The 15,885-nt window shown below is 52.5% G+C and carries 12 protein-coding genes; 6 read left to right on the top strand and 6 right to left on the bottom strand.

What is annotated here, in order from left to right; all coding sequences use genetic code 11:
* Positions 1–89: 89 nt before the first annotated feature.
* On the top strand, positions 90–1,007 hold the full coding sequence (locus tag Q8W32_RS04050) for a LysR family transcriptional regulator (RefSeq protein WP_303433786.1): 918 nt from the start codon (positions 90–92) through the stop codon (positions 1,005–1,007).
* 65 nt (positions 1,008–1,072) lie between these two features.
* On the opposite strand, the gene Q8W32_RS04055 is transcribed toward Q8W32_RS04050, so the two are convergent.
* A complete protein-coding gene (locus Q8W32_RS04055; RefSeq protein WP_305413815.1) occupies positions 1,073–1,510 on the bottom strand; it encodes a thioesterase family protein in 438 nt (145 codons plus the stop codon).
* A 328-nt stretch (positions 1,511–1,838) separates the two neighbouring features.
* On the opposite strand from Q8W32_RS04055, the gene Q8W32_RS04060 reads away from it, so the two are divergent.
* The 3 genes from Q8W32_RS04060 (at position 1,839) to Q8W32_RS04070 (ending at position 6,968) form a co-directional block, all read left to right on the top strand.
* Positions 1,839–3,965 carry a carboxy terminal-processing peptidase gene (locus tag Q8W32_RS04060; RefSeq protein ID WP_305413817.1) on the top strand — a complete coding sequence of 709 codons (2,127 nt, stop codon included), beginning with the start codon at positions 1,839–1,841 and terminating at the stop codon, positions 3,963–3,965.
* 338 nt (positions 3,966–4,303) lie between these two features.
* Positions 4,304–6,175, top strand: coding sequence for a methanol/ethanol family PQQ-dependent dehydrogenase (locus tag Q8W32_RS04065; RefSeq protein WP_305413818.1), 1,872 nt, complete (start codon positions 4,304–4,306; stop codon positions 6,173–6,175).
* Between the two features lie 115 nt (positions 6,176–6,290).
* Positions 6,291–6,968: a pentapeptide repeat-containing protein gene (locus Q8W32_RS04070; protein ID WP_305413819.1), complete on the top strand. Its 678-nt coding sequence runs from the start codon at positions 6,291–6,293 to the stop codon at positions 6,966–6,968.
* 7 nt (positions 6,969–6,975) lie between these two features.
* On the opposite strand, the gene Q8W32_RS04075 is transcribed toward Q8W32_RS04070, so the two are convergent.
* From Q8W32_RS04075 to Q8W32_RS04095, 5 genes are all read right to left on the bottom strand, one after another.
* Positions 6,976–7,623, bottom strand: coding sequence for a response regulator transcription factor (locus Q8W32_RS04075; RefSeq protein WP_303433796.1), 648 nt, complete (start codon positions 7,621–7,623; stop codon positions 6,976–6,978).
* Positions 7,624–7,862: 239 nt separating this feature from the next.
* Positions 7,863–9,641, bottom strand: coding sequence for a PQQ-dependent methanol/ethanol family dehydrogenase (locus Q8W32_RS04080; RefSeq protein WP_303433797.1), 1,779 nt, complete (start codon positions 9,639–9,641; stop codon positions 7,863–7,865).
* A 484-nt stretch (positions 9,642–10,125) separates the two neighbouring features.
* Positions 10,126–11,853, bottom strand: a complete 1,728-nt coding sequence (locus tag Q8W32_RS04085) for a bifunctional protein-serine/threonine kinase/phosphatase (RefSeq protein WP_305413820.1) — start codon at positions 11,851–11,853, stop codon at positions 10,126–10,128.
* A gap of 523 nt (positions 11,854–12,376) precedes the next feature.
* Positions 12,377–13,414 (bottom strand): hypothetical protein, encoded by a 1,038-nt coding sequence (locus tag Q8W32_RS04090; protein WP_303433801.1) that lies wholly within the window; start codon positions 13,412–13,414, stop codon positions 12,377–12,379.
* Complete coding sequence (locus Q8W32_RS04095) at positions 13,411–14,133, bottom strand: hypothetical protein (RefSeq protein ID WP_305413822.1); 723 nt, start codon at positions 14,131–14,133, stop codon at positions 13,411–13,413. The genes Q8W32_RS04090 and Q8W32_RS04095 overlap by 4 nt, the downstream gene beginning before the upstream one ends.
* Positions 14,134–14,479: 346 nt before the next feature.
* Between Q8W32_RS04095 and Q8W32_RS04100 the strand changes: the two genes are divergently transcribed.
* Positions 14,480–14,908, top strand: coding sequence for a hypothetical protein (locus Q8W32_RS04100; RefSeq protein ID WP_303433804.1), 429 nt, complete (start codon positions 14,480–14,482; stop codon positions 14,906–14,908).
* A 102-nt stretch (positions 14,909–15,010) separates the two neighbouring features.
* On the top strand, positions 15,011–15,763 hold the full coding sequence (locus Q8W32_RS04105) for an enoyl-CoA hydratase/isomerase family protein (protein ID WP_303433806.1): 753 nt from the start codon (positions 15,011–15,013) through the stop codon (positions 15,761–15,763).
* The last annotated feature ends 122 nt before the right edge of the window (positions 15,764–15,885 follow it).

A 15,885-nucleotide genomic window follows, 5' to 3' on the forward strand; every position in this document is an offset into this window, starting at 1 on the left:
CGGCGTAAAAGGCATCGAATGTAAGCTGATTATTTCCTCAGGATTAATTATACTCCGGCACTAACCTGTTTTCGGCAAGAATCGTACCCATGTCCCGCATAGACACCCTGCAAACATTTGTTTCTGTTGTACGCGCACGCAACTTCACTTCTGCTGCTGATTCGCTAGGCGTTACGCCATCCGCGGTCAGCAAACAAATCAGTGGTCTGGAAGAGCGTCTGGGAGTGAGATTGTTGAACCGCACGACCCGCTCGGTCAGTCCGACGGAAGCGGGGCAGATGTTTTACCAGCACTGTGAAAACATCCTCGAGTCCATTTCCGAAGCCGAAAAACTGGTCACCGATTTTGATGTGACGCCGCGCGGACGTTTGCGCATCACTGCCATGTCCAATTTTGGCCGCCGCGAACTTGCGCGGATGTTCAATGATTTTTCCGAGAAGTACCCAGATATCAGCTTCGACCTGCATATTTCGGATCGGCCGCTGGACATCGTCAAGGAAGGCTACGATTTTGCGCTCCGCATTGGCACTCTGGAAGATTCCCGACTGATTGCCAAACCGGTAGCGCGCCAGAATATTGTGATTTGTGCCTCGCCTCAGTACCTCAAGACCTGGGGCACCCCAACATCACTGGAAGACCTCGACAAGCACCGTATTCTGATGGTCACCAACGCCGAGTTTGCCCGTATTAACTGGCTGCGCCAGTTTGAAAAAGATCACGGCTTCACCTTGTCCAGCGTCGAACGCAAGCTGTCTGTCAACGACATTGATATGGTCTATGAAGCCTGTCTGGCCGGTATGGGTATCACGGCCATCCCGACATATATTGCCGATCATCACTTGCAGAATGGCGAGCTTGTGCGCTTGTTCAGTAACGTTGAGATCCCGGTTCGTACGATCAAGGTGGTATTCCCACAAAATCGCTACCTGGCCACCAAAAGCCGGGCGTTTCTCGACTTTATCAGCGAATATTTCGACGACCTTGGAATTAACAGCGACGACAGCTGATACCACAAGACAAGGCTCCGGCTCCCCTCTGACAGCGGCTTGATCCTTCGTGGCTCAAGCGTTGCTCAGTCGGCACTTTTCCCCTGGCAACGCTGTCTGAATATCTCTGGCACCCGCGCCAGTTTACGTTCCGTATAATCAAAAAATACAATGCCGGTCTTGGCTTCCGCCACCAGTTTAGCGCTGGACTGGTTACTGACCCGGTAAATCACATCACAACCGTATTTGTTAAAATCCATCACCCCGACGGCAAAGGTCAATACTTCGCCAATAAAGGCTTCGGCCCGGAAACTAACCACCAGGTCGGCGACCATAATCCCCAGGCCATCAATATCCAGTTCCGAAAAGTCCAGAGAACGCAAATAACGCAGCCGCGCCTCGTGTAGCAGCGTCACCATCCGGTCATTGCCCAGATGGTTGCCATAGTTGATTTCTGAAATCCGGACATCAAGATCAACCGAAAAATCGATCGTCGATGGCAATGCAAGCGTGACTCTGGCCATATTGGCTCCTGTATTTTGTCTATTAATGTCAGGATAAAACGTACTGCGAATAACATCATTGGCCGTGATTGGCCGCCGGTAGTTTATTCCCTCTGATTAAGCACCAGCAGCAAGGAATTATTTTTGTTCTTTGTTATCAAATATGGTCTCTGGCACCATTTACGCGCCAAACGGCCCGAAAGGCAGTCTATAATGGATAACTTGGCATCCATATCGGCCTGAATTATGGTGCCTTGGTATCACAGTAGCGGCCAAACGGCGGCGATCATCATCCCATGCCCCGTGGTTGTACAAATTTGACTCAACGAGTAGACGCCTGGCTGTAACTATGTATTTGAGACTATCAAAAGCGCTTTCGTCATTACTGTTGCTAACAGTAATCTTCACTTCAACCGCAGCCCTGGCAGCCATCAAGGATATCCGTCCCGGCACGCCTTTTACACCGCTGGAACCGACTCGGGAACAGGCTGTCACGACCCAGCAGATTCTCAATAACCTGCTGCGTGGCCATTATGAGCTCCAGCGTCTTGATGACCGCTTGTCGAGCAAGATTTTTGACCTGTACCTCGACGATCTCGACAGCACCCGAAGTTACCTGTTGGCCAGTGATGTCCAGTCTTTCGAACGATATCGCAAACAGTTCGATGACGCCTTGATGCGTGGCGACCTGACCATTCCCTTTTTTATCTACAACCGCTTGCAACAACGGGTCAACGAACGCCTGACCTTTATGCTGGCAGAGCTGGAAGAGCGGGCCCCGGACTATACTTTCGACACCGACGAGCGCCTGAAAATCGATCGTGACAATACGCCGTGGGCCACCAACAATGTCGAACTGGACAACCTCTGGCGCAAACGTCTGAAGAACTCCATCCTGAGCCTGACCATGAGTGGCAAGGATCATCAGGCTGCCATCGAGTTACTCCACAAGCGTTACCAGAACCAGCTCAACCGGATTCACCAGAGCAAGCCTGAAGACGCCTATCAAACTGTCATGAATGCTGTCACACGGGCATTTGACCCTCACACCCAATACTTTTCCCCGCGTAATAGCGAAAACTTCAACATCAATATGAGCCTGTCATTACAAGGCATTGGTGCGGTACTCCAAGGGGAAGACGAATACACCAAGGTGGTGCGCCTGGTACCTGCAGGCCCTGCCGACAAAGCCAAGAATCTCCATCCTGCCGACAAAATCGTTGGTGTTGGCCAAGACCCCAAAGGCGCCATCACCGATGTCATCGGCTGGCGGCTGGATGAAGTGGTTGACCTGATCCGAGGCCCCAAAGGCACCACGGTGCGCCTGGAAATCATTCCTTCCAACAGTGTTGGCAACGAAACCAAGATCATTTCCATTGTTCGCGACGAAGTGAAGCTGGAAGAGCAATCCGCACAAAAAGACTTGCTGACCATCAAGGGGGATGACAACAAGGAACATCGTATCGGGGTGATTGAGATTCCGACCTTCTACATCGATTTCCAGGGCCGGATGGAAAAACGCCCGGATTACAAAAGCACCACCCGCGACGTGGCACGCCTGATCAAGGAATTGCGCCAGGAAGGCATCGAAGGCCTGATCATCGACTTGCGTAATAACGGTGGCGGTTCACTGGAAGAATCCATCAGCCTGACCGGCCTGTTTATTCCCCAAGGCCCGGTTGTACAGGTGCGCAGTACTCGCGGTAATGTCGAAGTCTTGCCGGATGATGACCCAACCGTTCTGTATGACGGCCCACTGGTTGTACTCGTCAATCGCCTCAGCGCCTCAGCCTCGGAAATTTTTGCGGGTGCCATTCAGGATTATGGCCGTGGCGTAGTGGTTGGTGGACAAACCTTCGGCAAGGGCACAGTACAGTCATTACGTCCTTTGCGTCATGGCCAGCTAAAAATCACCCAGGCAAAATTCTACCGCGTCTCGGGGCAAAGTACCCAGCATCAGGGAGTGATTCCCGACGTGCTGTACCCGTCGTTATTTGATACCGACAAAATTGGTGAAAGCGCCCTTGATGAAGCCCTGCCATGGGATGAAATCCGCCCGGCCAAATACGCTGCCGATTCCCAAATCCACAACAGCGTTGCCCTGTTGCGGAAAAAACATCAGCAACGTGCCAAGACCGATCCCGACTTTATTTTCCTGCGCGAACAAAAGCAGCTGATCGAGGAAATGCGCCAGCAGAACGATATTTCCCTGAACGAAAAAATCCGTACTGCAGAGCGTAAAGCCAATGACCAGAAACGCCTGGACCTGGAAAACAAACGCCGCAAGGCCAAGGGGATGGAACTGCTGACCCAGCTGGAAGATGAGCCTGAGCCAGAGGAAATAGTAACCGTCGAGTCCGAAGAAGAAGCACCATCAGCCACACACGACCAGAAAGAAGATGATGCCCTGCTGACGGAATCCGGACATATTCTGCTCGACCTGACCCAGCTTCAGCAACAGCATGCCGCACGTTAGTAACTGACCATGGCGACGACAACCCTCAACAGCATCATGCTTTGCTGCTGGGGTTGTCATCGCCATACTCGTAAACCCCGTAACCACTTGCCTCTTTCCAGACACCTCGTCCACCACTCAATCGCACCAGCAGATAACCATTCCCCCTTAACCTCCAGTCTCTCTGTCAGTCCTGCTGATCGATTCCCGCCCACGGCAGGAAATTTTCCCGTTTCCTCCCATCAGTTTTCCTATATTCATCAGGAAATCCGCTGTATTCCGTTAACCCGGCAAACAGACAGAATAGTGTCCTCAGCCTTTGCTGATCATCCATCTACAACAACAATCAGGATGCAGACATGAAACAGCGATCAATCTCCTTGCCCAACGGCTTTCGGCCCCTCAAGCGTTCGCTCATCCACTCCGCTCTGGTCACTGCGGCTATTCTGGCCACCCCTGCTGCGGTTGCCAGCAGCAACGTCAGCTGGGAAGACATCGCCAATGATGCCAACACCCCAAAAGACGTACTGGCTTATGGTATTGGCCCCAAAGCGCAGCGTTACAGCCCTCTGACAGACCTCAACAAAGACAACGTCCACAAGCTCACACCCGCCTGGTCGTTTTCTTTTGGTGATGAAAAACAGCGCGGCCAGGAAAGCCAGGCGCTGATGCACGATGGCACGATTTACGTTACCGGGTCGTATTCCCGTGTATTTGCCATTGATGCCCGTACCGGCAAAAAGAAGTGGAGCTACACCGCTCGACTGCCAGAAGGGATTCGTCCTTGCTGTGACGTCGTCAACCGTGGTGCTGCCATCTACGGCGACAAGATTTATTTCGGTACCCTGGATGCCCAGGTGGTTGCCTTAAACAAAGACACCGGCAAGCTGGCCTGGAAAAAACGTTTTGGTGACTACGAAGCAGGCTACACCATGACCGGCGCACCGACCTTTGTTAAAGACAAGAAAACCGGCAAGGTACTTTTGATTCATGGTTCCTCCGGTGACGAATTTGGTATCGTCGGCAAACTGTTTGCCCGTGACCCGGACACCGGTGAAGAAATCTGGATGCGGCCCTTTGTCGAAGGTCACTATGGCCGTCTGAATGGCAAGAAAAGCACGCCGACCGGTGATGTCAAGGCACCATCCTGGCCGGACGATCCCAACTCCCCTACCGGTAAAGTGGAAGCCTGGAGTCATGGCGGTGGTGCACCGTGGCAAAGCGCCAGCTTTGATACCGAAACCAACACCATTATCGTTGGTGCCGGTAACCCGGCCCCCTGGAATGGCTGGGCACGTACCGGCAAAGATGGCAAACCGGAAAAATACGACAGCCTGTATACCTCTGGCCAGGTTGGCGTAGACCCAACGACCGGTGAGGTGAAATGGTTCTATCAGCACACCCCTAACGATGCCTGGGATTTTTCCGGCAACAACGAGCTGGTACTGTTCGAATACAAGGACAAAGGCAAAACCGTCAAGGCTACCGGTCACGCCGACCGTAACGGTTTTTTCTACGTGGTTAACCGGGAAAACGGCAAGTTCATTCGTGCTTTCCCTTTTGTTGACAACATCACCTGGGCCAAGGGAATCGACCCGAAAAGTGGTCGCCCGATTGAGGTCGAAGGCCAACGGCCTCCCAAACCCAAGGAAGGTGAAAATCGTGGTGAGAGCGTAGAAGTATCACCGCCGTTCCTCGGTGGCAAAAACTGGAACCCGATGGCTTACAGCCAGGACACCGGTTTGTTCTACGTTCCAGGCAACCACTGGAAAGAAGATTACTGGGCCGAACATCCAATCTACAAAAAAGGTTCGGCGTACCTCGGCATGGGTTTCCGCATCAAGCAGATGTATGACGACCATGTCGGTATTCTCCGCGCCATTGACCCCAAAAACGGCAAAATCGCCTGGGAACACAAGGAAAAATTACCACTCTGGGCCGGAGTACTGGCCACCAAGGGCGGGCTGATTTTCACCGGCACCGGCGATGGTTACCTGAAGGCCTTTGATGCCGACACTGGCAAGGTGCTGTGGCAGTTCCAGACTGGCTCCGGAATCATTGCACCGCCGATTACCTGGGAAATGGACGGCGAGCAATACGTCGGCATCACCTCTGGTTATGGCGGTGCTGTACCACTCTGGGGTGGCGATATGGCGGTGCTGACCAAACCAGTACCACAAGGTGGGTCGTTCTGGGCCTTCAAGCTGCCATCATGGGCTGACAAGAAATAATGCCCCTCAGGCTGCCATCCAATTGGCAGCCTCGGATGCCTGGGCTGCCATGCGCCTAGGACATCCTGTCAGCATTCAGCGCAACCCCATATCTGATGCCACCGAGGATTTTGTTATGAAGCTTACTCTCAACCAACCGGCACTCTGGCTACTGGCCAGCAGCCTGTTGATCAATACCAGTGCCGCCGCCAACAGCAACGACTTCAGCGATGAACTGGATTATCGGACCATCAACGGCTGTGTGATCAAACCGGAAACCCAATGCCCCGGTGCTGATTTCTCCGGCCAGGATCTTTCCAATCAGGACCTCAGTCACGCCAACCTGAAAGGGGCCAACTTCAGTGGCGCACAGCTGAATCACACCCGCTTCAATGATACCAATCTGGAAAAAGCCAACTTCAGCGATGCCATGATGCTGCGCGCCGATTTGCGCCACGCCAATTTGCGTGGTGCCCGGTTAGTCAATGCCAACCTGACCGGAGCCAATCTCTACACCACGTTCGCTCAGACGGCTGATTTTTCCGGTGCCAATATGACCGCCGCCAATATGGAATTTTCCCGTATCAGCAAGGCCCGGTTTGTCGGTACCACGATGACTGCTGTCAATCTGGAAATGAGTTGGGCAACCAAGATCAATCTGGAAGAGGCCGATCTTACCGGCGCCAATCTGCAGGAAGCCAAGCTGTCTGGCAGTAATATGGTCAGAACCAACCTTAGCCAGACGCGCAAGCATTACGCCAATTTTCTTGATATCAATATGGAAGACTGTCAGGGCTGCCCACTTGATTGGTAATACCAGCCTACGCCGGCAAGGATGCAGCAATACGGATAACGCCCAGTTCGATGGCCTTGTGCACCAGCTCGGCATCGGTACGAACCCCCAGCTTCGACTTGATAGCAGTCACGTAATTGGAAATCGTTTTGCTGCTCAGGCTCAGGCTGACGGCAACATCTTGCACCCGCTTGCCAGCTGCCATCATTACCAGCACCTCAAATTCTCTGGGGGTCATCACATCATAGATGGAGGGGTTCAGATTGGTACCACGGAACACCAGATTAATCGACAGTTCGTGCTCGACAAAGGGTCGTCCAAGCATGACCGAGCGAGCGGCATCCACCAGCAACGAGGAACTGCTGCTTTTGCAGACATAACCCAACGCGCCAACACTGATGGCCTGACGCACCACTTCCGCTTCCCGGAACATGGAAAAAAACAGAATCCGCAGAGAGTCATCATGTTGCAGCAAGCGGCGACAAGTCTCGATACCGGAAATCCCCGGCAGACAATAATCAACAACAACCAGATCAAAATGTTGTTTACGACACGCCTGACACGCAGCTTCACCACTGTCGACTTCGACAATCTCGGCCTGGCGAAAATGCTGGGAAAGCAGTGCAGCACATCCCTGACGCACAATGCCATGATCATCCACTACCAGGATGTTCATCTGCCTACTCCTGATCAATTTAACAGACCTGTAGCTTAACGGCTGGCCTGACCAGTAAAGTATTGAACCTGAGCAGCACTCGTACGGCTAAAAGCGATCGCGACTTAAGAAGGAGGAATTCATCATCATCGGGCACTATCCATAAAAAAGACCGCCACCTGGAGCAGGTAGCAGTCTTAAAAACCAGACCAATAGTCTGGCTATTGGCCGTTGATTTTATAACCGTCGTTCAGTCGTCTTCAGCGAGCTGCAACTTCATGACGTTTTGGCAGTTTGAAGGTCCAGACCGAACCACCCTGGTTCAGGTTTTTCACACGTTTGGCCACTTCACCGCCCCACAATGGAACCGCACCACCCCAGCCGGAAACAACCGCGATGTACTGCTCGCCATCTTGCTCCCAGGTCACCGGAGTACCGACAATACCGGAACCGGTGTTGAACTTGTAAACCATCTCGCCGGTTTTGGCATCAAACGCCATCAGATAACCTTCCGGATTGCCGGTAAATACCAGGCCACCAGCGGTTGTCATCACACCACCCCAGAGCGGCGCGTTGTTTTCATAACGCCAGACTTCTTTTCCGGTTTTAGGATCGATGGCACGCAGAACACCAATATATTCTTCGTTGATCGGCTTGATGGTGAAGCCTGCACCCAGGTAAGCAGCGCCTTTTTTATAGGCCGTTGGCTCGTTCCAGATATCCATCTCCCACTCGTTAGAGGGAACATAAAACAGGCCAGTATCCTGGGAGTACGCCATTGGCATCCAGTTTTTGCCCCCCAGGAACGCAGGAGAGGCGACGACGGAACTGCCTTTATGACCATCGGCGCTTTCGGATGGATTACCAGGACGGAAAGCATCGTTAAAGATCGGACGACCGTTTTTATCCAGCCCCTTGGCCCAGGAAATCTTGTCGACAAACGGGAAGCCTTTGATGAAGTCGCCGTTTTCACGATTCAAGACATAGAAAAAACCGTTACGGTCTGCTGTTGCAGCTGCCTTGACGGTTTTCTTGCCATCCTTATAGTCAAAAGAAATCAGCTCGTTCACACCATCGTAATCCCAGCCATCGTGTGGCGTGGTCTGGAAGTGCCACTTGATTTCACCGGTATCCGGGTCGATAGCCAAACGGGAGGAAGAGTACAGGTTGTCCCCGGGACGCAAGTGCGAGTTCCAGGGTGCCGGGTTACCGGTACCAAAAAACAGCAGGTCAACATCGGGATCGTAAGTACCACCCAGCCAGGTTGCAGCACCGCCTGATTTCCACAAATCCCCAGGCCAGGTTTTACCCGCCTTGCCACCGGTAATGCCGTTTTCCTTGCCTTTCAGGTAGCCCATATGACCTTCAACGGTCGGACGGGTCCAGACCACTTCACCGGTCTTGGCGTCGTACGCTTCCACTTTACCGACGATACCAAACTCACCACCAGAGACACCGGTAATGACCTTGCCCTTGACCACGATAGGCGCCGCAGAGATGGAATAACCGCCTTTGTAGTCTGCTACTTTTTTCTTCCAGACGGTTTTGCCGGTGTCTTTATCCAGCGCCACCAGCTTGGCATCCAGCGTTCCGAAGATCACCAGGTTATCGAACAGTGCCACGCCCCGGTTGATCACGTCACAGCAAGGCATGATGTTTTCTGGCAAACGGGCATCGTATTGCCACAGCTCATCACCGGTAGCGATATCAATCGCAAACACCCGTGAATAAGAGGCGGTGACGTACATAACGCCGTCTTTGATCATTGGCTGGGATTCTTGACCCCGTTGTTTTTCACCGCCAAACGAGAAGCCCCACACCGGGGTCAGGTCCTGTACTGATTGGGAATTCACTTTGGATAAAGGACTGTAACGCTGACCACGCAAACCCATACCATAGCTGACGACGTCACCAGTCGTTGCCTGGTCGTTGAGAATATCGTTATCCGTCACACCAGCCTGAACAGAGCTGGCCAAAGAGACGGCGGCTACCAGAGTCGATAACGCCAGTCCCTTCAAGCCGATAGAAGTTGTTTTCATTGTGTTCTCTCCCTAAAAGGATTTTCTTATTCGTGTAGGAGCCTCTGTGTCCGCTCAGGGTGGACAGCAGCCACAGGATGCACTGGCACGCATGCCCAGATACAACACCATTGTTGGTTTTGGCAGAGCATCATCCAATCCGACCAGAGGCGTGATTTCCTAGTGCCTTGGTAGCAGTCCCGATACGGGAGTAGTAGGTACCAGAGTGGTGATTTGAACGGGTATTAGAGAAAGAACAGAGACAAAGAGAGGTAAGGAAAGACAAACAGGGCATGGAAGATATGTATTCCCTGGCCATTGCCCCAGCCGACATTCCAGCCGCCAGCCTGACCAGTTTGGTTAATAACGGGAGAGAGAATCTGATCACAGGGTGGCCAGCATGAACGACCGGGGTTTCAAACAAGCAACCAGCACACGCCATCGACGCGTACTGGTTGCAGGGTCGATCCATTGATGCCCGGAGAATACCAGGCACTAACGAGTGTCAGTCGTTCAATAACAAAGCCAGGGCTTCAATAATGGCCACCGCGGCCAAGGCCACAGCACTCCAGCGCCAGAAGCCCACCGGGTCACGAGCCAGCCAAGAACGTCCCCGGTGCACCCTGACCAGCTGTTCATTTGGCCTATACAAATCTTCCCGCAGCTCTGAAAATGCCTGATAACGGTCATCAGGGTTTGGAGCAGTAGCCTTTTTCAGCACCAGATCCAGCCACAGGGGGATATCGGAGCGATACATCCGAATGCTCTGGTAACGCCACTCAGAGTCCGAGCGCGCTCCACGTTCCTGTATGCGCTCCAGCGGGAAAGGAGGACTTCCAACCAGCATTTCATAAATCACCACCCCCAGAGCAAACAGATCACTCTGGGCGCCATATTCCTGCTTCAGTATCGCTTCCGGGGCCTGATAGTCCATGGAATCAATCACAGGCCACTCTTTTAGCGCTGGAATGTCTCGTCCAATGACAGTCCCCAGATCCACCAGTTTGACGCCCCCACCCTGAACAATGATCACGTTGTCCGGAGTCAGGTTACGGTAGGTCAAGCCGGCCCGTTGCAAGGCTCGTAAACCATGAATAATCTGCTCAACAATAAAGCGTACCTGGTTAACCTCGGCATCCGGATTATCGAATATCCACTGGCGTAACGACACCCCGTCGATCCATTCAAACACATGATAGTTATAACGCGAGTCTTCCTGTGGCACGGCACTGATGACATTACGGTGATTGATGCGTTCTGCCACCCACTGCTCACGGGCAAAACATTCCAGATAATCCCGGTTTTCCTGTAACCCAATCGCCGGAGCCTTCAGCAGATAAAGACGCCCATTACGCTTGTTCACCACCTGATAGGTAATACTGGAAATACTGGACTCGATAATGTGGTTGATCTGGTAATGATCGATGCTGTCACCAGCAGACAAAACCGCGGGCACCTGACGCTCGGACACTTGCGGGCCAGATTCCTGCAGGCTTTCATCCGGTACTTGCCGGACCTGCAAGATCACACACGTGCCATTACCATCGCTGCCGGCTTCTATCGCCTGCTTGACCAGGGTTGAGCACACCGCCTCAATCTCGGCCTGACTGCTTTCTGACGTTACCGCATTCATGGCATCTACCATGTTCTTGCGGGATACAAAGGCGTGAACACCATCGGTCGTCAGCAGAAAAATATCGCCCTGCTGTACATCACGCTGGAAATAATCCACCTCGATATGGCTGTCCATACCCAGTGATCGGGACAAATAGGTATTGCCGCCACCTTCATGTACATGATCACGGGTGACTTGTTCCAGGCTATTGGCACTCCACAAATACACCCGGCTGTCACCAACATGAAAAAAGTGGGCCGTAGAACCATGCACCACAGCACAACTGAAAGTTGTTACCAATCCGTTGTTATGGGAAGAAGCCTGCTTGCCATGATGGTACAACCAGCTGTTCAGAGAGGTGAGAACCTTGCCGGCGGAACGCTTGACGTCCCAACTGTCTGGTGTGCTGTAATAGTCGTTGAGAAAGTCGGTGACACTGGTCGAGCTGGCCTGTTGGGCATTGGCACTGCTGCTGGCCCCATCGGCGACACAGGCTCCAATTCCCTTGAATCGAACGACCTCAGGATCTGGTCGATATACCGCAAATGCATCCTGGTTATCTTCTTTTCCACCTGCTGCGGAAAAGCCCCCAAACTGAATATCTAGAGCTATTGTCATTGTTAGGTATCTTTGTTTGATCGCTGATCGTTACACTATCCGGGTGTGCGCAAAGCATACATGGACAATAATATTCCTCGCTACCGCCAAACATCAGATTCGTCAATTAATGCGATAAATAAGACATTAGCGCTGCATTGACTACTGGCTTGTTATGACAAAAACTGACAAAGCGCAATCGCTGTTTCTAACACCTGTGCCAGGTAGCTGAGTGGTGATCAATAAATGACCACCAATAAACTGGCTCATTGTCTTAAACGACATGGGCGGGAAGCATTCTCAGCCAGTAATCCGAGGCCGCCATCGGCTCTGCCCGGTCTGTTGCTGGGAGACTGAATTGGCGGAGATGATAAGATTATCAGTTTTAATTGCAACCGGCGGTTCACTCGTAATAGCGACAAGAGCCGCCAGGTTCTGAATCCCATTCAGAGTAACGCGGATGAGTAAATCCAGAATAACGCCGACCAGCGAGCTTGTCTTGTGTGCAAAGGCAGGAACGCCTTCCCTGGCTGTCCCCAACACATTAGCTCACTCGTAGGTACACCATGGTCTGGTTGACCAGTTGGTAGGCTATTTCGCCAAAGGTGATGGGGCCATGCATGCGATCGGTTTTTTTCCCTTCCAGCTCACCATACAGATAATTGAGAATACAATTGCAGCAGAAAGCGATTTCCCCGTCATCGTGAGGCACTTGTTGCGCAAACGCTTCAGCATACGGCGGGATCGCGCCCGCCAGGCGATATGCTTGTCCAGCGTATACCGGAGCGTAAAAGGTGACTTCTCCGGTTGTGGCATTCACATTCTGAAAACTGACATTGATATAAGCACCACAATAGTCAGCCACCAATGGCAAGCGGGTGTCCGCTCCACTGGAATGCAGGTAATTGGCCAGATTAGTACTTACACCGTCGATATCAACTTCCGTGGCACTCAAACCGGATTCAGGGAAGCGGATAACCGGGCCGTTGCCGGGTTGGAACAGGTTGATGATTTCAATCCCGGCGGCCTTATCACCATCGATCGCAACATGCATCGCTACGGCAAGGTTGTCGTGAAATTCGCCAGTCGGGCCAAACACAACTTTGGGGCTAACCTTATCGCTGTTCAGGTCATCCAGGTGTATACCCGCGACCCAGCCAACCAACGGTTGCAAGTACATATTGTCAAATTCCGGGGCATCCTTGGCAAAACGTTGGTGCACTTCAGAAAACGCAGGAACAATCAGAACCGTAAAGCCGTTATCAGGTGCATCATTGCAAACCCCTTCTATACTGCGCTCGTCGTAAGTACAAAGATCCGGCGCGCCGCTGGCCGCTGGCAGTTCATTTACGAACACCAGCTCCCGGCTACACAGACCCCCGTCTTCGCTCATAAAGTACGGAATGGTGCCACCAATCCAGAAGCCTTTTGGCAGTTGGCGTAATGCCGCTTCATCACCCGCGATGCTGACTCCCCGCCCGCTCTGGATAATCCGGGCGGCTGCCGCAACGGTCATCAGGTGGCCAGGGACATTCCCGCTACCAGGTCGGCTATCCGGATGGTTGGATATGGCCAGATTCATTGTACTGCCTCCCGGATCTGTTCAATCTCCCGGCCAGCGGTCGCCGGATTCTTTTCGAAGTAACGGCGTAATTGCTGTATTTTCAGCATGCGTACTTCTTCATCGTGAGCCATGGCATATTGCTGCCGCAAACGCATCAGCAACAGACGTAACCCCAGATTACGCATGTCCAGATCCCGTTCCCCCGTGAGCAACTCTCGCCAGATGGCAATGTCTGCTGCAGGCAGTGCTGATTTTTGTTGATCACGAGTCAGCACCGACATCATATCTGGCGATATGTCCGGGCTGGTAGTCTGGTTGAGGTTCGACCCTAACTTGCCAGTATCCAGGCCATGCTTGAATTGCCACAACATGTCAGCATCCAGTTCCAGCAGGCGTGCAATGGTGCCTAATGACATGCCTTCGGTGAGCATGGCAATCACTTGCTGACCCAGTGCATTGCTGAAAGGAGCACGGGCATCACCACTCCAGGGAGCATTCGGCAATTCATCTCCTTCCGGGTAGTCGATACGTATGGTGCACTTCAAGACACCCAGGTTGGTGTGTCGCCATGTTTTATGATGACCAAAATGCTGGATCGCCCGGCGTGAGCCAAACCAGCCAGAACGTGCCTGGCCAATACAGACTTCAACGCGACGGTGATTCTGATTAATGCGGATATCGTGAATAATCCAGGGAGAGACGACCCCCATCAGCTGTTCGACAGATTCATGGTTCATCTGGTGTCCTCTTGTTTTTATTATGCGTCCCGGCTTTATACCTTCTTGTACCCGTCATATGGACGGGCTGCTGGATAAGTCACTGGTTATTGACCATCCTTGCCCAAACCAGGGGCTAGTCCCAGGTTCTGACAGTATTCACCATAGTATGCCCACGACCGTACAGACATATCGATCCAACCGTGCCAATTCTTTACTCCTTTGGGAGTAGTACTCTCCACCATGACAGCTTCGGCACTGCTGTTGTGCGTCTGCGCTAAAATCTTGCGATATCTTGACATAGGCCATTCGGCAACAGCGCTATTTCCGTTTAACTGTCGCGCTTCACACGACACGGATGCTAATTATGACGACTCCAGAAGATACCAGGCCCGTTCAGCCCAATACGATCTGGCAACGACCTCCTTTTACGCCTCTTCAGCGTCTGCAGGATAATTTCCAGATTACTCCCCATGGTTCAAACATCCCCATTGCCAGAAGCCAGAGTCTGTTTCTTGCACATCACCCGAGCACCAGTACTGACACCGGCCAGTCGGACTCGCCGTTATCCGCCTGGTATTTGCCGCTGATTGATTTTCTTCCCCCTGATGCACTGCTGCCCTCAGGCAAGATTTTCAACTGCCCAACGTTGGGAAATTGCTGGGTATTCAACCTCGATATCAATGGCCACTCTGTACCTGAAAGTGCCTGGGTGTATGTCGAGAGTGATATCGGCACAGGGACTACCGGATTGGTCGGTCTGGATGCCAGGTTGTTTAATCTGTCCACCTGTTAGACCTCACCGAACCTTGCTGGGAATGCCAGGATCGGGCACAATAAATGTGAATAAAAATAAACAGTGAATATCTTGTTGTTCACAAATAAAGGAATCACATCGATGTTTGAGGATCTTCTCTATCGCCAGAGTCAGGGCGTTGCCTTACTGCAGCTGAATCGGCCCCAGGTACTGAATGCCATTCGTGTACAAACCTACCGTGACCTGATTGCCGCCTTGACACTGGCCGACCAGGATGACCAGGTGAACGTTATTGTTCTCAGTGGTTCTGCCACTACATTCTCGGCTGGTAACGATCTCAGTGATTTGCTGCCCGGCGGCAACCTGCTGGATGTAAAAGAAGGTGTTGCGGGTATTTTTCATACTCTGGCGGCCCTGTGCAAACCGTTGATCATTGCCCAGGAAGGTGTCGCCATTGGTATTGGCGCTAATCTTTTGCTCCATGCCGATCTTGCTTATGCCGGTAAAAGTACCCGTTATTCCTTGCCTTTCGCCAAAATCGGCGTGACGTCCGAAGGAGCTTGCTCGGTATTACTGGCTGAAACGGTTGGGCCAAAGATCGCCGCCGAACTGTTATTGAGTGGACGTTTCTTCAGTGCTGCAGAAGCGCAGCAATGGGGCTTGCTCAACCAGGTTACGGAAGATGGTCAGGCACAGGAACAGGCGATGGCCATGGCACATACCATCAGTAAAAACTCTCAGGGGTCGATTCGGGCCATCAAGCAGCTGGCCAGAGAAGAAGGGCATGTCGAACGGGTCGACCGGGCCGTTGATATCGAAATGCAGCGATTTGCCGAACTGCTGCACACCCAGGAAACCCAGTTGCGTATCCAGCAAGTGCTGAGTAAGCAATAACCACGTCTCTCCAGCAGTCCAGCATCGGTTTACCGGCTTCTCTTGTCACGACTTTCGCCATCCTCCTGAAGCCAGTTCAGGGGGATGGTGTTCCTTGCTTTGCCTTGCCTGTCTGTCTCTCA

This window comes from Oceanobacter sp. 3_MG-2023 (assembly GCF_030688925.1).
GTDB lineage: Bacteria > Pseudomonadota > Gammaproteobacteria > Pseudomonadales > Oceanobacteraceae > Oceanobacter.